Source organism: Polynucleobacter wuianus, from assembly GCF_001659725.1.
GTDB classification, from domain to species: Bacteria; Pseudomonadota; Gammaproteobacteria; order Burkholderiales; family Burkholderiaceae; genus Polynucleobacter; species Polynucleobacter wuianus.
Genome location: NZ_CP015922.1, coordinates 1254182 through 1274312, shown reverse-complemented (window position 1 = coordinate 1274312; position 20131 = coordinate 1254182). Strand labels below are relative to the sequence as shown.

Genomic DNA, 20131 nt, shown 5'->3' with positions numbered 1-20131 from the left:
GTCTCATCGACGCATATCGAGCGTAAATGGAAACTCTCTGCTGGCTGCCAACTCAATATTGGGCTGTATTCCTTCGACCGATCCTGGTGTGTGACCCATGCGGAAGAAGCGGGAGAGGCGCCGACTCTCCGCCTCATAGGCGTTGACCGGGAAGGTATCGTAGTTACGCCCACCGGGATGGGCCACATGGTACTGACAGCCTCCAACCGAGCGTTTCATCCAGGTATCAATCACGTCAAATACCAATGGGGCATGCACTCCAATACTTGGATGCAAGCTGGAAGGTGGATTCCAAGCCTTGTAACGAACACCAGCAACATATTCACCAGCAATACCGGTTGGCTGAAGAGGTAATGGCTCTCCATTACAAGTAATGGTGTAACGACTTTGGTTAAGTCCAGTGACGCGCACCTCAACCCGTTCGATAGAAGAATCCACATAACGTGCAGTACCGCCACCAGTACTTTCTTCGCCCATGACATGCCATGGCTCAAGTCCATTGCGCAAAGTAATCTCAGTACCCATGGTTTGAACTTGACCAATCAATGGGAAGCGGAACTCAAGATGTGGTGCAAACCACTCTGGTTTAAAGTCATAACCATGAGCTTGCATCTCTTCAATAACATCATCAAAGTCCATCTTGATAAAAGTTGGCAAAAGGCAGCGATCATGTAACTCAGTGCCCCAGCGGGTTGCAGGTGCAAGATAGGGATCATCCCAGAAGCGCGCAATCAACGCACGAATGAGTAATTGCTGCACAATACTCATCTGCGCATGTGGTGGCATTTCAAAGGCACGAAGTTCCAATAAACCAAGGCGTCCTGTTTGACTGTCAGGTGAGTACATCTTATCGATACAAAACTCACTACGATGGGTATTGCCAGTCACATCAATCAAGATATTACGCAAGGTGCGATCGACAAGCCATGGAGGCATGCTGGCACCATACTTCTTGCGATTCTCATGAATCTCTTTGAGGGCTATCTCTAATTCGTAGAGTTGATCGTTACGCGCTTCATCAACGCGCGGAGCTTGACTAGTTGGTCCAATGAACATGCCACTAAAGAGATAACTCAGGCTAGGATGGTTGTGCCAATACAAAATCAAACTGGCGAGGAGTTCTGGCCTGCGTAAGAAGGGGCTATCTACCGGAGTTGCACCACCCATTACAAAGTGGTTGCCACCGCCAGTACCAGTATGGCGACCGTCGGTCATGAACTTCTCTGCGGATAAGCGTGATTCAAAAGCGGCTTCGTACAGAAACTCAGTATGTTCGACCAATTCATTCCAGTTATGAGCCGGATGAATGTTGACTTCAATCACGCCAGGATCGGGAGTGACTTGCAAGAGCTTGAGTCGAGGATCGCGTGGAGGAGGGTAACCCTCAATCACGATTTGAAACTGAAGTTCTTCTGCAGTTGCTTCAACTGCTTCCAATAAATTGAGGTAATCCTCTAGACGCGCAAGTGGTGGCATGAATACATACAATGCGCCATTTTTGCCGCCATGTTTCTTCTCTGCATCCGGTCCATTCGAACGCATTGGGTCACGGGTCTCAACGCAAAGCGCAGTACGGGTAATCCAAGCAGCCGATTCTTGTCGTTGTGGATAACGCACGTCTTGCGACTGACTCCAAATGGTTTTGCTGGAAGAGGATTTTGAAGAAGCGCTAGATTTGCCTGTAGTACCGCCAACAGTTCCGCCAAAAATAGACTGACCCAAACCTTGATGTTGCTGAATGACTGGTGCAGAGCTGGGTAAAGGTGGGCGCGGAGCAAAAGGGTCTTGCTCAATCATGTATGGGTAATCTGCTTTATTCGTCCAAGGCAGGGAATCGAGTGGCAGGCGATAACCCATGGGAGAGTCACCGGGTAATAAATATAGGCGATCATCACGATAAAGCCAAGGACCAGTTTTCCAATTGGTATCAAAGTAGTTTTGACCCTGATCAGCTTCAATTGGTAATACATACCCGATGACAGAATCTAATTTTTGGGTAAACACGCGCTTTAAGCGAGTGCGCTCCATCTCATCATCCAAGTTGGATTTAAAGGGATCTACGTTGACCGGGAGTTTGGATTCTCGCCAGAGGTAATAGAACACATCCTCATATGCGGGCTCAATAAATTTATCGGCAAGGCCTAGGTTTTTGGAGAGCGTGTAGACAAATTTCTCTGCATCCTTGTTGGTGTACATGATGGGATCACGTTCATCAGCAAATAACCGAGGGTTTTTCCAGATTGCTTGTCCATCAGCTCGCCAATAAATGGAGAGTGCCCAGCGTGGCAATTGTTCGCCAGGATACCATTTGCCTTGACCAAAGTGTAAGAAGCCGCCATCGCCATATTCTTTACGCAGACGTTCTACTAGCTCTGTAGCATAACCTCGCTTGGTGGGCCCGAGCGCATCCACATTCCATTCGCGTTCATCACGACCATTAATGGAGACAAAAGTAGGTTCGCCACCCATCGTAAGACGCACATCACCATCTTCTAATTTTTTATCGACCTTATGACCTAGATTAACAATTGCTTGCCACTGATCTTCGGTATACGGTTTGGTAACGCGAGGAGACTCATAGATTCGAGTCACTTCCATCGTGTGCTTGAACTCGACTTCGCACTTGTCAACGCCACCTTCAATAGGTGCGGCACCTGATGGTTCTGGTGTGCAAGCTACTGGTATATGACCTTCACCCGCAAACAAACCAGAGGTGGGATCTAAGCCAATCCAGCCGGCACCTGGTAGATACACCTCACACCAAGCGTGTAAGTCTGTGAAATCTACCTCTGTACCGCTTGGACCATCAAGTGCTTTTACGTCCGGCTTTAATTGAATCAGATAGCCCGATACAAAGCGTGCGGCCAAGCCGCATAGGCGCAATAGGTTGACCATTAACCAAGCAGAGTCGCGACAAGAGCCACTACGAAGCTCTAAAGTTTCATCGGGAGTTTGAACTCCAGGCTCCATGCGAATGAGGTAGCGAATATCTTGTTGAACCTGTTGATTGAGTTTGACTAAAAAATCAATCGTGCGCATTTCGCTACGATCAATCATTTTGAAATACTTATTTAATGTGGCATTGCGCATTCTTCCGAGGTAAGGGCGCAATTCTTTTTTGAGCTCTGAGTTGTAGGTGAATGGATAATTTTCTGCATCCGGCTCTAAAAAGAAATCAAAAGGGTTATAAACCGCCATCTCAGTAACAAGATCAACCGTAACTTTGAATTTGTTTGTCTTCTCTGGAAAAACCAAACGCGCTTGGTAATTTGCGTAAGGATCCTGTTGCCAGTTCACAAAATGACCTTCTGGCTCAACCTTGAGTGAGTAAGAAAGAATGTGACTTCGGCAATGTGGAGCTGGGCGCAAGCGCACGACTTGCGGACCCAACTCGACTAGGCGGTCGTAGTCATATTCGGTAACGTGGTGGAGGGCGGCATGGATAGACATGTCTCAAAGTCTATAAGTTCACCACAAGGGTGCATTATTGCGTCGCACAAGATTAGTGCCATAAATAAGGGTGTGCCCAAAATTGGGCAAAAGACGTCAAAAACAGGGCATAGATATGCAATTGCCCAATTGAGAAGGAATATGTTGTAGTTGCATCCCCTTATGAAAGTAGATATGTCTAAGCAAACTACCTTGACGATCAGCAGTAAAAATTACTCCTCATGGTCTCTGCGTGGCTGGCTCATGCTCAAACTCTCTGGTCTGCCATTTCAGGAAGTTGCTGTGCACCCAGATGATGTTGATAACCGGGCTGAGCTCTTACTCCTTTCGCCCTCTATCTTAGTACCGCGTTTGGATCATGATGGTTGCAAGGTGTGGGACACCATGGCAATTGGTGAATATCTTAACGAGCTCAATCCCAAAGCCCATCTCTTACCAAAAGATCCAGTAGCCAGAGCGCACTGCCGTTCCGTCTGTGGTGAGATGCATTCTGGTTTCTCTGCCATGCGCGCCTCACTCCCTATGAACATCAAAGGAAAGTTTGAATCATTTAAGGTTTGGTCAAAAGCACAAATCGATATCAACCGCATATTAGTCATTTGGCAAGACTGCCTTTCTACCTATGGTGGCCCATTCCTATTTGGCAAAGAACCCACTTTGGCTGACGCTATGTTTGCGCCAGTTGTCACAAGATTCCTGACTTATCACGTAGAGCTGGATAAGGCGAGCGAGCGGTATTGCGAGCACATCATGGCGATGCCAGAGATGAAGGAATGGGTGATGGGCGCCCTCGAAGAACCCGATGACATTGAAGAACTTGAAGTGGAGTTTTGATCATGAATGCACCTGTAAAGTTGAAGAGCGATACCGAGTTTTCCCATGTAAAACTGGCTGATACACAGTTTCTTCCTGGTGGATTGAGGGACTTCTTTCTGTATCGTGATTTAGGCGTAGCGAAAGCCACCAAAGGCAAAGTGATTGCCCATTTGGTGAAGGCGAATAAGCCACCAGTCGATGGAACGGGATGGCATTATCACGTAGCTGAGTTTCAAATTGTCATCATGAACAAAGGCTGGGCTAAGTTCATGTATGAAGACAAGGTGACCTTGGTTGAAGCGGGTGATGTGGTCCATCAAATGCCAGGCATTACTCACTACCTGTTTGATTATTCTCCAGACATGGAGTATTTGGAGATTGTTGGCCCTGCGGACTTTGGTACTGTTGAGGTCTCCGTTGGTCCTGCGGAGGTGCCAGGAGTCACCCCATGGAAGTGATCAATAAAAATCCATTAGCGTCTGATTTTGCTGTGTTGTTTCAGCGGATCATGACGCTCGCTGAGGAGCTCGAGGGTATGCGTGAATATTACCGCGAGCTATATAAGAAGATTGAATCGGGCGAGCTATCAGCAACTGATGATCAAGAGATTGATCTTCTCAAAACCTTCAACGTAGCAGGATTTGTCAATCTGTCGATTGTTTCTGCGCGAGCGGCACAAACGGCAGCCATCATTGCAAACGATGTCTCCCTAAGTAGGGTATTTGATCCTACTTTGAAAACCACTGAACGAGCCTTACGTCATATAGAAAGCGGTGCACATAGATGATGTATAAGGCATATCAAACTTTTTCAAACTTGCACGATCCCATTCGCTTATTTGCGAAGGCTTCAGAGCGGGTATCTAATAATTGGTTTGGTAATTTCACCTTAAATCCCATGCAGCGCCTTGCTGCTCACTACGAGCAAATATCATTATTAGGTTTTACGCATACAAGACCTGATTTCAAGATTGATGCAGTACTCGATTCTTTCGGTGTAGAGCAGGCTGTTAGCGAAGAGTTGGTGAACTCAACCCATTTTTGTAATCTGGTGCGCTTTACAAAACTAGGCATTGAAGGGCAACCCAAAATCTTGCTAGTTGCACCTATGTCAGGGCACTTTGCCACCTTATTGGCTGGCACTATCAAGACTTTGTTGAGAGATCATGATGTCTATGTCACCGACTGGCTCAATATTCGCGATATTCCATTAAGTTGTGGAGAGTTCGATTTTGATTCTTATGTCGAGCACATCATCAACTTCTTAAAAATCATTGGCCCACAAACCCATTTAATGGCAGTCTGCCAACCTACAGTGGCTTGTTTAGCAGCAACGGCCATCATGTCTGAGGATAAAAGTCCGTATGTGCCAGCTAGCTTGACATTAATGGCAGGTCCAATCGATGTCAGCCAAAGTCCAACCAAGGTAAATGAGTTGGCTACCAGTAAGCCGATCAGTTGGTTTGAAGAAAAATTGATTGGGATCATTCCCGGTCAATTCAACGGCACAGGTCGGAAGGTCTATCCCGGTTTCTTGCAACTCATGGCATTCATGAGCATGAATCCGGATCGTCACGCAGAGTCATTTAGAAAGCTCTATGACTATCGCATTAGTGGTGAAACAGAAAAAGCGGATGCCATTCATGATTTTTATGAAGAGTACTTTGCAATCATGGATCTCTCGGCCCCATTCTATTTAGAAACTATTCAAAAAGTCTTTATGGATCGCGATCTGGCAATGGGCAAGTTGACCTATCAGGGGCGATTAGTCAATCCGAAGCTCATTAAAAAGACATTTTTGCTAACCGTAGAAGGTGAGCGGGACGATATTTGTGGGATTGGTCAAACCTTAGCAGCACAAGACCTTTGTAGTGGTTTGCCAGGCTATATGAAGTCTCATCACCTGCAGGCGGGCGTGGGACATTACGGCGTATTTAATGGTAAACGCTGGGATGGACAGATTTATCCTGTTGTTCGTAATCATATTCAGTCAGCTCTATAAATGGAGGAGGAATCATGGTCGTATACATCACCCGCAATATCATCGCTAGAATGCGTCGTAATGATGGTACGGATAACGGATGTTTTCCGCTAAATCCTGGCAAATATGAAGCCAATAAAACGAATGATGGCGCCCTAGAAATTCTGCAAGATGCTGGCGAACCAGTCTATTTACTGCCATTTATCTGGTGGGAAAAGATGGAAATCGGAGATATCCTGATTACCGCATAGCGCTAGAAAATAAAGAGACAGAGAAATACTCAATAAAAAATAAGACAAAAGCATTTCAAAATGAACTATCAGTACATCAAAACCGAACAGGCAGATTTGATTGCCACTATTCGCTTTAATCATTACAGTAAGCGCAACGCATTAAGCGAGTGTTTGATAGAAGAGATGCATCATGCCTTAGAAGTATTTGGCAAAGAGGATGTGCGTGTTTTGGTACTGAGATCGGATCAAAAGAATAAGGTGTGGTCGGCAGGACATGATGTAATGGAATTGCCCCGTTCTGAACGTGACCCCTTGCCAGCAGATGATCCTGTGATGGTGCTTCTGAAGTCCATCCGTGCATTTAGGGCGCCAGTGATTGCAATGGTAGATGGCTCAGTCTGGGGCGCATCCACGGACTTGATAATGAGTTGCGATATTGCCATGGGAGACCATGACTCCACCTTTGCAATTACACCTGCAAAGCTGGGCCTTCCCTATACCGCCAGTGGCATTTTGCATTTCATGTCACGCATGCCACTAAATGTCGTAAAAGAAATGTTCCTTACTGCTGATCCCATTGGTGCCGACCGTGCATTACAAATCGGTATTCTCAATCACCTTTATGTGTCCGGCGAATTAGAGGCGAAGACTTATCAAATGGCCAGAACGATTGCCTCGCGTTCACCGCAAGCTAACTCAGTACTCAAAGCCCAAGCACAAATGCTCTCTGACGCAGCTGTCATGAACCCAGCAGTATTTGAGCACCTGCAGTCTCTGCGTAAGAACGTCTATATGGGCAGCGACTACCGCGAAGGCATTACAGCATTTCTAGAAAGACGCGATCCCGTATTTGGTCAGGCTATGTAGTTAAAATAGAGCTCCAAGCAATGGGGCGCTATGAGCATTCAGGTTAATTCAGAAGGGGTGTCAGCATCACGGGTATTTTTACCTGCTGATCAAGCTCATCCAAACCTGTTGCGATTCTTTATTGCCCAGTTTCCGCACATTGAAGCGGCAGAGTGGGAGCAACGCTTTGGCGATAACCTGATTCTGGATCTAGAAGGTCAACCTCTAGCAGCAAGTGACCCTTACCAACCCAATACGCATCTGATGTATTTCAGGAGATTGGCGCGCGAACCAGAGATTCCATTCGAAGAACAAATTCTGTTTCAAGATGAACATATTTTAGTTGCTGATAAACCCCATTTCTTACCGGTGACACCGAGCGGACTTTATCTTCATCAAACACTTCTCAATCGCCTGAAGAAAAAAGTCAACATTCAAACCCTGAGCCCAATACATCGTATCGATCGGGACACTGCTGGCCTTGTGATTTTCTCGGTGAATCCTAATGAAAGAGCGCAATATCAAAACCTCTTTCGAGATCGCGCCGTTAAAAAGACGTATGAAGCGATTGCGCCATACTCAGAAGAGCTGATTAAGCAGTTGCCCATGACTTATCAAAGTCGCTTAGAAGAATCAGCACACTTCCTGCAGATGGCAGAAGTGGAGGGCGAACCAAACTCAGATACGCTCATCGAATTGATTCAAGCCAATAAACCTTGGGCTAAATATCGCCTCACTCCAGGCAGTGGCAAGAAGCATCAATTGCGTTGCCACCTCAATTCGCTGAGCATCCCAATCAAGCATGATCAGATTTATCCAGTTCTCACGCCATACCAAGAATATGACCTCGATATTTCTAAGCCATTACAGCTATTGGCTAAAGAAATTGCCTTTCAAGATCCCATCACGAATCAAGCAAGGTCATTTACCAGCCAAAAGACCTTGGAGTTCTAGTGGTTCTGCTCTTTGAGGTCATCTATTTGACTTAAATCAAGCCCATAAGTGATTGAAAGAAGCCTGCAGGAGTATCCTGAAAGGGTAGTCATTCAAAACAATAGGGAAAATATGTCATTAAATCATGCAGTCATCTGGATAGACCACAAAGAAGCTCACGTCATGTTCCTGAGCAAAGAGGCTAGCGAAGCAGAAATCATTCGTAGTAAATCTACCCACAGTCATTTGCATCACAAGGGCGGAGAAGTTGGCAGCGGTAAAGTCATCTTAGATTCCAAATATCTGCACTCCGTTATAGAGGCGGTAAATAAATCACTGGAAATTTTGATTCTGGGGCCAGGCTCAGCTAAATTAGAGTTGATTAAGCATGCCCACCAGCATGATGCCAAGATTGCTGAAAAGATTGTTGGTGTAGAAACTGTAGATCATCCAAGCGATAAAGAAATCCTTGCCTATGCCCGCAAGTTTTTCTATAAAGTAGATCAGATGCTTTAAAGAAGGAAAAAAATGAGTAAAGATACTAAAGAAGCGCTAGGACCAGATGGCTTACCAGGTCACGATTACTTTTTGGAAGCGGTTAATCATATTGATGAAGCGGTAGCCAATAATACGATTGCCGCTGGAGCAGCTAAAGGAATTGTTTTTAGTCTGGTTGAAACCTTAGGCGCTATGGTTGGCGACCCAGATCTGCCAAATCATCTGAAGTCTGGCTACATGGGCGCACTAGATCTTGCAGTAGAGCTAGAGGCTAAGCTAGCTAAGCTGAAATAGGTAAGAACTGCACTCTTGTCCCATTCTATTCAGGGCAACTTCGGTTGCCCTGATGCATTTAAAATAGTCACTAATCGTTATTTAAAAGAAGTTCATGATCAATTCCCCTAAGAAGCGTCTGGCCGTAGCCCCAATGATGGAATGGACTGACCGTCATTGCCGTTCTTTTCATCGTACGCTTACTAAAGAAGCCGTTCTCTATACCGAGATGGTGACCACTGGCGCTCTGATGCATGGGGATGTGCCACGTCATCTAGATTATTCGCAAGATCAACATCCTGTTGTTTTGCAATTGGGTGGTTCAGAGCCAAGTGATTTGGCGAAATCTGCAGAGCTAGCGCAGCAGTGGGGCTATGATGAAATCGATCTGAATTGCGGTTGCCCATCGGAGCGTGTGCAACGTGGTGCCTTCGGTGCTTGCCTGATGGCAGAGCCTCATTTAGTGGCTGACTGTATCAAGGCCATGAAGGGGGCGGTGGATATTCCGATTTCAGTAAAGCATCGCTTGGGATTGGATTCCATGGATGCTGCCAGCTCAGAAAAGGATTATCAGTTTGCGCTTGATTTCATTTTGGCTGTGGCGGATGCAGGTGCTAGTCAAGTTACCATACATGCGCGCAACGCAGTACTCAAAGGTTTATCTCCTAAAGAGAATCGCAGTAAACCACCTCTACGTTATGAAGTTGCTGCTAGATTGAGATTAGATGCGCAAAAACATTTTCCTAATCTCAAAGTACTGCTTAATGGTGGTTTAGAAACGAACGAGCAAATTGCTGGACATTGGGATGACTTTGACGGCTTTATGGTGGGAAGAGCTGCATATCATTTCCCAGCATTGCTATTAGGATGGGATGACTTAATCAATACTGATGGAGATGCTGCAGGTTATCTTTTTAGTGAAACTGAATGGCACCGTATTCAGATTGCCTTGGTGCATCAGGTCTGGTCTTGGTTTGATGAGTGCCAAGTAAAACAAAAGCCTTTTTATATTGGCGCATTCACGAGACATATTTTGGGCTTGGCGCATGGTAGGGCAGGGTCACGCTACTGGCGTCAGCTTCTCTCAGATCACCATGCATTAGCCAAAGTTCAAAGTAAAGCAGCCATTGCAGACTTCTTTCTGGGCGCCAGCCTATGCCTTGGCGATTGGGCTGCTTTTGAGTTAGAAACCGCATAATAAGGCTGTTTTAGTCAGTTTTTTGTCAAAAAGGCTATAATCTCAGCTTCTACAACGGCGGACGTAGCTCAGTTGGTAGAGTCCCAGATTGTGATTCTGGTTGTCGCGGGTTCGAGCCCCGTCGTTCGCCCCATCCAAATTGCAAAAGGCTCCAAAATTGGAGCCTTTTTATATGGCCCTCATGAAACACAATAATTTGAAATGACTAAGCCAGTAATTGAACCTCACGAAATCGAAATCACCCCTGATTACCAGGCCGTGATTGAGGCTATTGAGCGTCAAGATCCTTATATCTTTGTGAGCGGTAAAGCAGGGACTGGTAAAACAACCTTAATCGGTCATCTGCGAGAAACTACCCCCGGCAATGTTGTCGTCGTTGCGCCAACTGGGGTAGCGGCGTTACAAGTCAAGGGAGTGACTATTCATTCATTCTTTAGACTGCCACCACGTTTAATTTTTCCCGAAGAAGACATTAAGCCGCTGCGCGATAAGCGGCTCTATAAAGACATTCGTTTGCTCATCATTGATGAGATCTCCATGGTGCGTGCTGATGTAGTTGATGCTATGGATTTATTCCTACGTGAGAATGGTCCGCAAAAAGGCAAGCCCTTTGGCGGCATTCAGGTAATGTTTGTAGGTGATCTGTTTCAATTGCCTCCAGTGGTTTCAAGTGCAGACATGCAAGTGCTCGCTGATCGAGGCTATGAAGGACCTTATTTCTTTTGTGCCATGGCCTTGCATCGTAAAGACGTCACTATGGTGGAGTTATCCAAGATTTTCCGCCAAAAAGATGAACACTTCGCTAGCCTCTTAAACCGTATTCGAATTAATCAAGATGTAGATGAGGCTATCGATACTCTTAATGCCCAGTGCTATCGCAAGGATGAGGCGGTTGATGAACAAACTATTACCTTGACCACTACCAATGCAAGAGCTGATCAGATCAATGGGGCTGGACTACGTGCTATTACGACTGAAGGTAAGGTCTATGCAGGCAAAACGACTGGTAAGTTCAATATCGATGAGCGTAATCTGCCGTCGCCTAATAATTTAATCTTAAAAGTCGGAGCTAAGGTGATGTTCACTGCAACAGATCCAGGCTTTCCGAAGCGTTGGGTCAATGGCACGATCGGCATAGTACGTGAGTTACTTCCTGATAAGGTTAAGGTGATGGTGCAAAACGGGCCCTACTCAAATACCGTAGAAGTTACTGGCAATCAGTGGGAATCGTATCGCTACGACCATGACATGATGTCTGGCAAGATCTCGCCAAGCATTATTGGTACTTATGTGCAGATACCGCTTATGCTGGCTTGGGCTGTCACCATTCATAAGAGTCAAGGCAAGACCTTGGACAAAGTCAAAGTAGATCTCTCATCTGGAGCATTTGCATCAGGACAGGTTTATGTGGCCCTGAGCCGCTGTAAAACGATTGAAGGCATTTCTCTACAAAGACCGATTGAACCCAGAGATGTGAGTTGCGATCAAGAGATCAAACGCTTTTATTTGAACTGCTTGCCCGCTAAATAAGGCCTTAAGTAACTTACCAAAAAGCAAGACTATATTTTTTAAAACCCAGCGGCTAATCCATCGCGGCGGTGATCGCTACCAGCAATATAAGCAGAGGTGACATCATCCATTAACTTAGCAATTGCTTGTGCGCTACCAAAGTCCAGGCTACTGGCAGGCTGAACAGCTACTTCATGCCCCATGGCTTTTAGTCCATCCACAACGCCTTGCGGCATCGATGCCTCTACTGTCAGTTTGCCAAGATCGTCAATACGCCAGCGTGGAGCATCAGAGCAGGCTTGCGGATTGAGATACTCATCAACAAAACGCATTACAAATTGAAGATGTCCTTGCGGTTGCATATTGCCACCCATCACACCGAATGCCATTAGTGGTTTGCCATCTTTTGTTAAGAACCCGGGCAAGATTGTATGGAAGGGGCGCTTACCAGGAGCAACCTGATTGGGGTGACCATTGAGCAAGCTAAAGCTCATGCCACGGTTGTGGAAGGCGATACCACCTGGAGCCACAACACCAGAACCAAAGCCTTTGAAGTTTGACTGAATATACGAAATCATCATGCCAGATTCATCGGCAGCGCAAAGATAGACGGTACCACCAGAGTGGGGATCACCAGGGCCGTAGGTACCAGCCTTGCTATCATCAATCAATGCAGCACGACTTGCTAAGTAGTCACGATCTAATAGACTTGATACTGGAACTTGCATCGAGCGTGCATCAGATACATAAGCATAAGCATCAGCAAATGCTAAACGCATTGCTTCAATCTGAAGATGGATACGTTGGGCTGAATTTGCAGGATATTGTTTAGCATTGGCAGCCTGCAAAATACCTAAAGCCATTTGTGCGGCAATGCCTGAACCATTCGGTGGAATTTCTAGGAGGGTGTAGTCACCGTAATCAAAAGCGAGGGGCTCAACCCAATCCGGTTCGTTATCAGCAAAGTCTTGCATGGTGAAGCAACCGCCAGTTGCTTTGGCAAAGTCAACCATGCTTTGGGCTAGAGGACCTTTGTAGAAAGACTCACCTTCAGTAGTCGCAATTTCTTTCAAGGTCTTTGCTTGAGCAGGGTATTTCCAAATCTGACCAGCCTGTGGGGCTTTGCCGTCTATTAAGAATGACTCGCTAAAGCCCGGTTGATTTTTGAGAATCGGAATGGCTTCACGCCACTGGCGTGCAATCACTGGTGAAACCGGAAAACCATTTTCTGCATAGTCGATTGCACGCTGAAAGAGTTGTGCAAATGGCAGCTTGCCAAATTTTCTGGAGAGCGCAATCCAGCCAGCCACCATTCCTGGAACGGTGACGGTATTCCAGCCGATGAGATCCATCGCAGACTTGCTTGCAAAGTACTCTGGAGTCCACGCGGCAGGGGCACGACCCGAAGCATTGAGACCATGAATTTTCTTACCATCCCACAAAATTGCAAAGCCATCACCACCAAGACCATTCATGGTCGGTTCAACTACGGTGAGGGTGATCGCTGTTGCTAGTGCAGCATCGACGGCATTTCCTCCGTTTTGCAGAGCTTCAATACCGGCTTGGGTCGCTAAAGGTTGAGAGCTAGCAACGGTATTTCTGGCGAGTACGGGGGCGCGACCACCGCCAAATGGGGGAGAAATGAGCATAGTTAATTTTAGTAATTAAAAAGTTAATAATTAGTCAACTTTAACATTCGCTGACTTTACTACTTTCGTCCATTTATTTGCCTCTTCAACTGTAATTTCTGCAAGCTTTTCTGAATTAGCAAATTGCGGATGGATGCCTTGCGCAGCCATCCGGGACTTAAAGTCCGGGTTAGTCAAAATCTTACGAATCTCATGCTCTAACTTACTCACAATGGCTGGAGAAGTTCCTTTGGGGACATAGACCGCATAGAAGTTCTCAACATCAAATTGCTTCATACCATCTTGCCCCAATGTTGGTACATTGGGCATGAGTGGTGAACGTTCCGCTGCAGCAATAGCAATAGGTCGCAGCTTACCGCTCTGAATGTGTGGTAGGGATGCGGTCACGCTGTCGAACATCATTAAAGTGTTACCAGCAATAAGGTCAGGTAATGCAAAGCTACTGCCCTTATAAGGAACATGAGTGCCGGTAGCGCCAATGCGTTGCATAAACAAGGTGGACTCTAAATGGGAGAGGCTGCCGTTACCCTGGGATGCGTAATTGAAATCACCCTTTTTGGATTTAATAAAAGCAATGAGTTCAGGAAGATTTTTAGCGGGAACGCTAGGGTTCACCACAATCAAATGGGGAATAGTGCCAATTAGAGCGACAGGAACAAAATCTTTTTGTAAGTCAGCAGGGGGGTTCTTAAACAAAGCAGAAGAAATGGATTGATTGGTCAATGCACTAATGTGAATGATGTAACCATCCGGGGCAGCTTTGGCAGCAGCTTGTAAGCCAATCATGCCGCCTGCACCGGGTTTGTTTTCCACCACAATAGATTGACCGAGTAAATCCGCCAGGGGAGCAGTTACGCTGCGCGCAAAAATATCGGTAGAGCCACCGGCCGGAAAGGAAACAATTGCAAGAATGGGTTTCTTAGGCCAATCAGTCTCTGGGGCGGCAAAAGCGTTGCCAAATAAGCTTAGTAGGGTGCAGGCACTTAAAAGGCAGGATTTAAGGATAGTCATTTCAAGGTCCTTAGAGTCAAATGGGTCAATGGGTTATATAGTATTGGATATTCAGAAAACAGATATATATAGACTTCGAGAGACATTCATGACGGCAGTAAATAAAACACTGAACGGTGTAGATATGTCAGCGTACTGGCTGCCGTTTACCCCAAACCGCTACTTTCATCAGCATCCAAAGATCATGCGGTCTGCTAAGGGAGCTTACTACTATGACGATCATGGCCGTAAGCTATTTGATGGTCTATCTGGGCTCTGGTGCTCACCATTGGGGCATGCAGACCCACGAATTGGTGCAGCCATTTCTCAGCAGTATGAAACCATGGATTATTGCCCAGCATTTCAGATGGCAAGCGAGGCTACTTTTAGTCTAGCTACTCGCATTGCCAATATGGCACCAGCAGGCTTAGACAAAGTCTTTTTTACAAACTCCGGATCAGAAGCGGTTGATACCGCACTAAAAATTGCCATTGGATATCACCGGATTATGGGTAATGCTTCACGCATTCGTATGATTGGACGGGATCGCGCTTATCACGGGGTTGGTATGGGCGGTATTTCGGTGGGAGGTATGGTTGCCAACCGCAAGATGTTTGCCAGCATGATGATGCCTGGTGTTGATCATCTTCCACATACTCTCAATCTTTCGCAAATGGCTTTTTCAAAAGGGCAGCCTATATGGGGTGCGCACCTTGCAGATGAGTTAGAAAAAATCGTTGCACTCCAGGATGCGAATACGATTGCTGCCGTTATTCTTGAGCCAGTTCAGGGCTCGACGGGTGTGATTGTTCCACCCCAAGGCTATCTGCAAAAAATTCGTGAGATCTGCACTAAGCACGGGATCTTATTAATCTTTGATGAAGTCATTACGGGCTTTGGGCGCCTGGGCGCAAACTTTGGTGCCGACCGATTTGGTGTTGTACCCGATATGATTACCTTTGCAAAAGCGATTACGAATGGCGTTATTCCGCTGGGTGGTGTAATCGTGCGTGGTGATATCTATGACAGCATTATTGCTAATGGTGGGCAAGAGCAAGCAATTGAATTCTTCCACGGTTATACCTATTCAGGCCATCCCATTCCAACGGCTGCTGGTCATGCAGTACTGGATATTTTTGAATCTGATGACTTGGTCAATCGTGCAAAAGCACTCGAACCTGTTTTAGAGAATGGACTGCATGCCATGAAAGGCAAGGCTGGTGTTCTGGATATTCGGAACTTTGGTTTATCTGGCGCGGTGGAGCTCGATCCAGTTTCTGGTAAGCCAGGTTTGCGTGCGCTTAAGGTGTTAGAAGCATGCATTGAGAGAGGCGCTCTCGTGCGTGTTGCGGGAGATGTAATTGCAGTGGGGCCTCCATTTATCTCAGAGCCTAAAGAAGTTGAATTCTTATGTAGTGTATTGGGTGACGCGATAGATGCTGCAATGAAAATCAACGCATAGCACGCCCAATAAAATAAAACATAGAACAAAATAAAAAGATAAAAATTAGGAGACCTATGACGACCCAAAGGGATTTGTTTAATCAGCGACTCAGTAAACCAGGATTGATTGTTGCACCTGGAGTTTATGAGATGGTGTCATTACGCTTAGCAGATCGTATGAATTTTGATGCCCTCTACATGACGGGTTATGGTACGGTTGCTTCATTGTTAGGATTGCCAGACGCAGGCATTGCCACTTATACCGAAATGGTTGGCAGGGTAACTGCGATGGCTGGGATGGCTAAGACTCCTTTGATTGCCGATGGTGATACAGGTTATGGTGGCTTATTAAATGTACGTCATACCATTCGTGGTTATGAAGCTGCCGGTGCCGTAGCGATTCAACTAGAGGACCAAGAGTTTCCTAAAAAATGTGGACACACACCCGGCCGCAGAGTGATTCCAATGGAAGACATGGTTAGAAAGATTGAGGTTGCAGTTGCGTCACGTGCCGACCCCAATTTCAAGATCATCGCCAGAACTGACGCTAGAACTACTCTCGGCTTGGACGAGGCACTTCGCCGTGGTGAAGCATATGCTCGAGCTGGTGCAGATATTCTATTTATTGAATCACCTGAGACTCAAGAAGAAATGCAACGCATAGGTAAGACCTTTCCCGATCATCCATTGATAGCCAATATGGTGGAGAAGGGAAGAACTCCTGTGTTATCAAAAGTAGAGTTAGAGCAGTTGGGTTATAAAATCGCCATCTTCCCAGTAACCGCTTTACTGGCTTCAGTACAGACAATGAGTAAGGTGTACGAACACTTTAAAGACTCTGGCTCCTCCATCAATAATCCAGTAGATTTATATGACTTCGGGGATCTATCAAAGCTGATGGGCTTTGAAGATGTATGGGAATTTGAGAAACGTTTTGTTGAGACGAAGTAAAACTAGATAAAGGTTTGCCATGACATTACATCGTTACTTCTCATCCGCCATTTTTTTGCTGACAGCCCTGACTTCGTTGGCTGGCTTTGCACAATCAAATTATCCCAATCGACCCATTCGCTTAATCATTCCGTTTACACCAGGTGGCGTAACGGATACCTCAGGGAGATTCATTGCGGAGCAATTGTCATTGAAGCTGGGTCAACAAGTGATTGCCGATAACAAGCCTGGCGCATCTGGCAATATTGGCACTCAAATGGTTGCCACTGCTGAACCTGATGGCTACACTTTGTTATTGGGTTATGCGGGTACTTTATCAATCAATCCTTCACTTTTTGACAAGGTGCCCTTTGATAGCGTGAAAGACTTTGCACCTATCGGAAAAATTGGTGACGCCATTTTGATCATTGTTGCGAATAACGATTTTCAGGGTAAGACTTTGGCAGACGTTATTGCGATATCCAAAAAGGATCCTAATGGACTGTCTTATGGCACATCCGGGTCTGGTGGAACTCCGCATATCGCAGGAGAGCTCTTTAAGCAAAAGACAGGCGCGAACTTGGTTCATGTTCCCTATAAAGGGGGTGGTCAAGCTTTGCTAGATTTATTGGGTGGCAATATTCCTCTTGTCTACACTGCAGTTGCTGGAGCAAATCAATACGTTGCTACTGGCAGAATTAAAGCGATTGCTGTGTCGAGTGCAAAACGTAGTCCAAGCATGCCTGATGTGCCAACTTTTATCGAGAGTGGCGTCAAAGATTTTGTGATTGATGATTGGGTTGGATTACTAGCCCCAGCAAAAACACCGAAACCGATTATTACCAAATTGAATCAAGCTTTAAATGAGATCCTGAATTCACCTGAAGGTAAGGCGAAGCTTCTATCCATGGGTATCTTCCCATCACCTGGTACACCTGAAAAATTTGGTGAGCAAATTAAGGGCGACTTAGTGCGATTTGCACCGATTGTGAAAGCCGCTCAAATCAAATCTGAGTAATTCCATAATGTAAATATGCCTTTATGGAGACTCAATATTGGTGTAACGCTATGCTATACAATGTGGTATGATCAAATCGTTTCGCCACAAAGGATTGCAGCTATTTTTTGAAACAGGTAGTAGAGCAGGCATCCAAAGCGCGCATGCTCCACGGCTCTCGCGACAACTCGCAAGGTTGAGTGAGGCGAGATCCTGGGAGGATATGAATTTGCCGGGCTGGCGCCTTCATTTGCTTCAAGGAAAGTCTGTGGGCCACTACTCAATTGTGGTGAGCGGAAACTGGCGGATGACATTTAGATTTGAAGGGGAAGATGCAATGCTGGTGAATTATCAGGATTACCATTGACGATAAAAATGAGAAAAATGCACAACCCACCCCATCCAGGGCTCATCTTGCGAGATGATATCTTGCCTGCTCTAGAGTTGACTGTAACTGCAGCGGCCAAGCAGCTGGGTGTTACTCGTCCTGCTTTGTCGCGTGTATTAAATGCCAAGGCTGCGATATCTCCTGAAATGGCTTTGCGTATCGAGGCGTGGCTTGGTGTAAAGAATGGTGGTAGCGCCAGCGTTTGGTTGGCTCAACAATCTGCTTGCGATTTATGGAAAGCAAGAAAGACTATTAAGCCAAAAGTAAAGCATGCTCGCATACCAGCACTGCATGCTGCTTAAACTCAATAATGAATTACTTATTAAATAAGTGATAGATGATGGGGATAGCAACAGCGCTAATCACGCCGTTCATTCCCATCGCAAGGCTTGCATAGGTTCCCGCTTCAGGGTGAATGCTAAATGCGCGTGAGGTACCGATGCCGTGTGCGCCAATACCAATCGCAAATCCTCTTTGCCACCAAGCTTTCATACCCAATGCGTTGAGCACAAAGGGCGCCAAGATAGCGCCTAGTATTCCAGTGCTCACGGCAAAGATGGCTGTCAAAGTGGGTGACACACCAATGCGCTCAGCAATACCCATCGCAATTGGAGCGGTCACTGATTTTGGATACATGGCACCAGTAATGCTGCTATCAGCTCCTAAAAGTCTGGCAATTTCTACGGCGCTCACAATAGAAACTAAACCACCGGTACACAGCGATGCAATTAAAGGCAAAGATCTACCTTTAAGACTACTCAACCCCCGATAGATCGGAATTGCCAAAGATACAGTGGCAGATCCGAGTAAGAAGTGAATAAATTGCGCACCCTCAAAGTAAGTTGAGTAGGGCATTTCAATGAGCGTGATAGTGCTAGCCACAATCAAGATGGCTATAGCCACGGGATTAGCTAAGGGATTTTGCTTAGCGTGCTTATAAATAGTGAGGCCAATCTGATAGGCGGCTAAAGTGATAAAGAGTGCAAAGAGCGGGCTACCCGATAAGTAAACCCAAATTTCTACAATCGAATGCTTTTCACTCATGGCTAGCTTTCTTGCTTAAAAAGCGAACCACCAGAGCACTTGATCCAATAGTCAGGATGACGCTAGCAACTAGTGCGGATATGATGGCCAATGCATTGGCCTTGAGTTGCGGTAGAAATAGCACAACGCCAACTGCAGCAGGCACAAAGAGTAAGCCCAGATATTGACTGAAGCCATCTGCCACCATAGCCAGTTCAGTATTAATACCCTTGCGAATGACCAGCCATCCAACCAGCATGACCAAGCCAATCACTGGACCTGGCAGGGTGGGGAGTAGTAACTTGGAAACTAACTCACCAAGACTTTGAAAAAGAAGAATTTGTACTAGGCCAGAAATCATCATCTGATCTTACAGGCTCTGATTTATGTTGCATAGCAATAAATGATTTCTTGAGTAAGATAAATATAGGAAATTAATAGGGGTTTTGTAGTAAAGCCCCTTAAAAAATAAGTATCAAAAGTAAAACAAGAACAGAGATAAATAGGAGACCGCTCATGGCTGAGTTAAATGTCAATGGCAAGAAATATAAGGTGGATGTAGATCCAGATACCCCATTACTGTGGGTAATTCGTGAGCAAATTGGCCTCACCGGAACCAAGTATGGTTGTGGAGTGGGTCAATGCGGTGCTTGTACTGTTTTGTTTGAGGGTCAAGCAGTTCGCAGCTGCTCATTGCCTGTTGCTGCAGCCGAAGGCAAGAAAATTGAAACCATTGAGAGTTTAGAGAAGAGTGGACAGCTTTCTAAGGTGCAAAAAGCTTGGGTTGATAACCAAGTGCCACAGTGTGGCTACTGCCAGTCTGGCATGGTGATGGCAACAACTGCTTTGTTGCGTAATAACCCAAAGCCAACAGATGCGCAAATCGATGAATCCATTACCAATATCTGCCGTTGCGGCACATTCCAACAAGTGCGCGCAGCAATTCATGCTGCTAGCAAAGCTTAAGGAGGAAAT

Annotated in this window: 22 protein-coding genes and 1 tRNA gene; 18 read left to right on the top strand and 5 right to left on the bottom strand. The window is 45.9% G+C overall.

Annotated elements, in window-relative coordinates; all coding sequences use genetic code 11:
- Positions 1 to 3 precede the first annotated feature (3 nt).
- On the bottom strand, positions 4 to 3450 hold the full coding sequence (locus A8O14_RS06620; protein ID WP_068948780.1) for a transglutaminase family protein: 3447 nt from the start codon (positions 3448 to 3450) through the stop codon (positions 4 to 6).
- 174 nt (positions 3451 to 3624) lie between these two features.
- Between A8O14_RS06620 and A8O14_RS06615 the strand changes: the two genes are divergently transcribed.
- The 12 genes from A8O14_RS06615 (at position 3625) to A8O14_RS06560 (ending at position 11757) form a co-directional block, all read left to right on the top strand.
- Positions 3625 to 4284: a glutathione S-transferase family protein gene (locus A8O14_RS06615; protein WP_068949755.1), complete on the top strand. Its 660-nt coding sequence runs from the start codon at positions 3625 to 3627 to the stop codon at positions 4282 to 4284.
- 2 nt (positions 4285 to 4286) lie between these two features.
- A complete protein-coding gene (locus tag A8O14_RS06610) occupies positions 4287 to 4724 on the top strand; it encodes a cupin domain-containing protein (RefSeq protein ID WP_068948779.1) in 438 nt (145 codons plus the stop codon).
- Complete coding sequence (locus tag A8O14_RS06605; protein WP_068948778.1) at positions 4715 to 5053, top strand: hypothetical protein; 339 nt, start codon at positions 4715 to 4717, stop codon at positions 5051 to 5053. Before A8O14_RS06610 ends, A8O14_RS06605 begins: the two co-directional genes overlap by 10 nt.
- Entirely contained in the window at positions 5050 to 6267 is a 1218-nt protein-coding gene (locus A8O14_RS06600) for a polyhydroxyalkanoate depolymerase (RefSeq protein ID WP_068948777.1), read from the top strand. Before A8O14_RS06605 ends, A8O14_RS06600 begins: the two co-directional genes overlap by 4 nt.
- A gap of 14 nt (positions 6268 to 6281) precedes the next feature.
- Positions 6282 to 6497 carry a hypothetical protein gene (locus tag A8O14_RS06595; protein ID WP_068948776.1) on the top strand — a complete coding sequence of 72 codons (216 nt, stop codon included), beginning with the start codon at positions 6282 to 6284 and terminating at the stop codon, positions 6495 to 6497.
- Positions 6498 to 6557: 60 nt separating this feature from the next.
- Positions 6558 to 7346 (top strand): methylmalonyl-CoA decarboxylase, encoded by a 789-nt coding sequence (gene scpB / locus A8O14_RS06590; RefSeq protein WP_068948775.1) that lies wholly within the window; start codon positions 6558 to 6560, stop codon positions 7344 to 7346.
- Positions 7347 to 7376: 30 nt separating this feature from the next.
- Entirely contained in the window at positions 7377 to 8279 is a 903-nt protein-coding gene (locus tag A8O14_RS06585; RefSeq protein ID WP_068948774.1) for a pseudouridine synthase, read from the top strand.
- Positions 8280 to 8390: 111 nt separating this feature from the next.
- The gene (locus A8O14_RS06580; RefSeq protein WP_068948773.1) at positions 8391 to 8774 is read left to right on the top strand and encodes a translational machinery protein; all 384 of its coding nucleotides are present in this window, start codon (positions 8391 to 8393) and stop codon (positions 8772 to 8774) included.
- A gap of 12 nt (positions 8775 to 8786) precedes the next feature.
- Positions 8787 to 9050, top strand: a complete 264-nt coding sequence (locus tag A8O14_RS06575; protein ID WP_068948772.1) for a hypothetical protein — start codon at positions 8787 to 8789, stop codon at positions 9048 to 9050.
- Positions 9051 to 9144: 94 nt separating this feature from the next.
- Positions 9145 to 10227 (top strand): tRNA dihydrouridine(20/20a) synthase DusA, encoded by a 1083-nt coding sequence (gene dusA / locus A8O14_RS06570; protein WP_068948771.1) that lies wholly within the window; start codon positions 9145 to 9147, stop codon positions 10225 to 10227.
- Between the two features lie 57 nt (positions 10228 to 10284).
- Positions 10285 to 10360, top strand: a tRNA-His gene (locus tag A8O14_RS06565).
- Between the two features lie 68 nt (positions 10361 to 10428).
- Complete coding sequence (locus A8O14_RS06560) at positions 10429 to 11757, top strand: ATP-dependent DNA helicase (RefSeq protein ID WP_082913127.1); 1329 nt, start codon at positions 10429 to 10431, stop codon at positions 11755 to 11757.
- Between the two features lie 38 nt (positions 11758 to 11795).
- On the opposite strand, the gene A8O14_RS06555 is transcribed toward A8O14_RS06560, so the two are convergent.
- Positions 11796 to 13385, bottom strand: coding sequence for a gamma-glutamyltransferase family protein (locus A8O14_RS06555; protein ID WP_068948770.1), 1590 nt, complete (start codon positions 13383 to 13385; stop codon positions 11796 to 11798).
- A 30-nt stretch (positions 13386 to 13415) separates the two neighbouring features.
- Complete coding sequence (locus A8O14_RS06550) at positions 13416 to 14396, bottom strand: Bug family tripartite tricarboxylate transporter substrate binding protein (RefSeq protein ID WP_068948769.1); 981 nt, start codon at positions 14394 to 14396, stop codon at positions 13416 to 13418.
- An 88-nt stretch (positions 14397 to 14484) separates the two neighbouring features.
- On the opposite strand from A8O14_RS06550, the gene A8O14_RS06545 reads away from it, so the two are divergent.
- The 5 genes from A8O14_RS06545 to A8O14_RS06525 all read left to right on the top strand — a co-directional run bounded on the left by A8O14_RS06545 (position 14485) and on the right by A8O14_RS06525 (position 18435).
- On the top strand, positions 14485 to 15837 hold the full coding sequence (locus tag A8O14_RS06545; protein WP_068948768.1) for an aspartate aminotransferase family protein: 1353 nt from the start codon (positions 14485 to 14487) through the stop codon (positions 15835 to 15837).
- 56 nt (positions 15838 to 15893) lie between these two features.
- Entirely contained in the window at positions 15894 to 16769 is an 876-nt protein-coding gene (locus A8O14_RS06540) for an isocitrate lyase/PEP mutase family protein (RefSeq protein ID WP_068948767.1), read from the top strand.
- 19 nt (positions 16770 to 16788) lie between these two features.
- Positions 16789 to 17766, top strand: coding sequence for a Bug family tripartite tricarboxylate transporter substrate binding protein (locus A8O14_RS06535; protein WP_068948766.1), 978 nt, complete (start codon positions 16789 to 16791; stop codon positions 17764 to 17766).
- 67 nt (positions 17767 to 17833) lie between these two features.
- Positions 17834 to 18112 carry a type II toxin-antitoxin system RelE/ParE family toxin gene (locus tag A8O14_RS06530; protein ID WP_068948765.1) on the top strand — a complete coding sequence of 93 codons (279 nt, stop codon included), beginning with the start codon at positions 17834 to 17836 and terminating at the stop codon, positions 18110 to 18112.
- Between the two features lie 8 nt (positions 18113 to 18120).
- Entirely contained in the window at positions 18121 to 18435 is a 315-nt protein-coding gene (locus tag A8O14_RS06525) for a HigA family addiction module antitoxin (RefSeq protein WP_068948764.1), read from the top strand.
- A 13-nt stretch (positions 18436 to 18448) separates the two neighbouring features.
- Here A8O14_RS06525 and A8O14_RS06520 read toward each other — a convergent pair whose 3' ends face one another.
- Both A8O14_RS06520 and A8O14_RS06515 read right to left on the bottom strand, forming a co-directional pair.
- Positions 18449 to 19177, bottom strand: a complete 729-nt coding sequence (locus A8O14_RS06520) for an LrgB family protein (protein WP_068948763.1) — start codon at positions 19175 to 19177, stop codon at positions 18449 to 18451.
- A complete protein-coding gene (locus A8O14_RS06515; RefSeq protein ID WP_068948762.1) occupies positions 19170 to 19520 on the bottom strand; it encodes a CidA/LrgA family protein in 351 nt (116 codons plus the stop codon). The genes A8O14_RS06520 and A8O14_RS06515 overlap by 8 nt, the downstream gene beginning before the upstream one ends.
- A 152-nt stretch (positions 19521 to 19672) precedes the next feature.
- Here A8O14_RS06515 and A8O14_RS06510 point away from each other — a divergent pair, with 152 nt between their 5' ends.
- Positions 19673 to 20122, top strand: a complete 450-nt coding sequence (locus A8O14_RS06510) for a (2Fe-2S)-binding protein (RefSeq protein WP_068948761.1) — start codon at positions 19673 to 19675, stop codon at positions 20120 to 20122.
- The last annotated feature ends 9 nt before the right edge of the window (positions 20123 to 20131 follow it).

Excerpts from the sequence above, each read along its gene's own strand:
- A8O14_RS06620 (WP_068948780.1), bottom strand. The coding sequence starts at position 3,450 with ATGTCTATCCATGCCGCCCTCCACCACGTTACCGAATATGACTACGAC.
- A8O14_RS06615 (WP_068949755.1), top strand. The coding sequence starts at position 3,625 with ATGTCTAAGCAAACTACCTTGACGATCAGCAGTAAAAATTACTCCTCA.
- A8O14_RS06610 (WP_068948779.1), top strand. The coding sequence starts at position 4,287 with ATGAATGCACCTGTAAAGTTGAAGAGCGATACCGAGTTTTCCCATGTA.
- A8O14_RS06605 (WP_068948778.1), top strand. The coding sequence starts at position 4,715 with ATGGAAGTGATCAATAAAAATCCATTAGCGTCTGATTTTGCTGTGTTG.
- A8O14_RS06600 (WP_068948777.1), top strand. The coding sequence starts at position 5,050 with ATGATGTATAAGGCATATCAAACTTTTTCAAACTTGCACGATCCCATT.
- A8O14_RS06595 (WP_068948776.1), top strand. The coding sequence starts at position 6,282 with ATGGTCGTATACATCACCCGCAATATCATCGCTAGAATGCGTCGTAAT.
- scpB (WP_068948775.1), top strand. The coding sequence starts at position 6,558 with ATGAACTATCAGTACATCAAAACCGAACAGGCAGATTTGATTGCCACT.
- A8O14_RS06585 (WP_068948774.1), top strand. The coding sequence starts at position 7,377 with ATGAGCATTCAGGTTAATTCAGAAGGGGTGTCAGCATCACGGGTATTT.
- A8O14_RS06580 (WP_068948773.1), top strand. The coding sequence starts at position 8,391 with ATGTCATTAAATCATGCAGTCATCTGGATAGACCACAAAGAAGCTCAC.
- A8O14_RS06575 (WP_068948772.1), top strand. The coding sequence starts at position 8,787 with ATGAGTAAAGATACTAAAGAAGCGCTAGGACCAGATGGCTTACCAGGT.
- dusA (WP_068948771.1), top strand. The coding sequence starts at position 9,145 with ATGATCAATTCCCCTAAGAAGCGTCTGGCCGTAGCCCCAATGATGGAA.
- A8O14_RS06560 (WP_082913127.1), top strand. The coding sequence starts at position 10,429 with ATGACTAAGCCAGTAATTGAACCTCACGAAATCGAAATCACCCCTGAT.
- A8O14_RS06555 (WP_068948770.1), bottom strand. The coding sequence starts at position 13,385 with ATGCTCATTTCTCCCCCATTTGGCGGTGGTCGCGCCCCCGTACTCGCC.
- A8O14_RS06550 (WP_068948769.1), bottom strand. The coding sequence starts at position 14,396 with ATGACTATCCTTAAATCCTGCCTTTTAAGTGCCTGCACCCTACTAAGC.
- A8O14_RS06545 (WP_068948768.1), top strand. The coding sequence starts at position 14,485 with ATGACGGCAGTAAATAAAACACTGAACGGTGTAGATATGTCAGCGTAC.
- A8O14_RS06540 (WP_068948767.1), top strand. The coding sequence starts at position 15,894 with ATGACGACCCAAAGGGATTTGTTTAATCAGCGACTCAGTAAACCAGGA.
- A8O14_RS06535 (WP_068948766.1), top strand. The coding sequence starts at position 16,789 with ATGACATTACATCGTTACTTCTCATCCGCCATTTTTTTGCTGACAGCC.
- A8O14_RS06530 (WP_068948765.1), top strand. The coding sequence starts at position 17,834 with ATGATCAAATCGTTTCGCCACAAAGGATTGCAGCTATTTTTTGAAACA.
- A8O14_RS06525 (WP_068948764.1), top strand. The coding sequence starts at position 18,121 with ATGAGAAAAATGCACAACCCACCCCATCCAGGGCTCATCTTGCGAGAT.
- A8O14_RS06520 (WP_068948763.1), bottom strand. The coding sequence starts at position 19,177 with ATGAGTGAAAAGCATTCGATTGTAGAAATTTGGGTTTACTTATCGGGT.
- A8O14_RS06515 (WP_068948762.1), bottom strand. The coding sequence starts at position 19,520 with ATGATGATTTCTGGCCTAGTACAAATTCTTCTTTTTCAAAGTCTTGGT.
- A8O14_RS06510 (WP_068948761.1), top strand. The coding sequence starts at position 19,673 with ATGGCTGAGTTAAATGTCAATGGCAAGAAATATAAGGTGGATGTAGAT.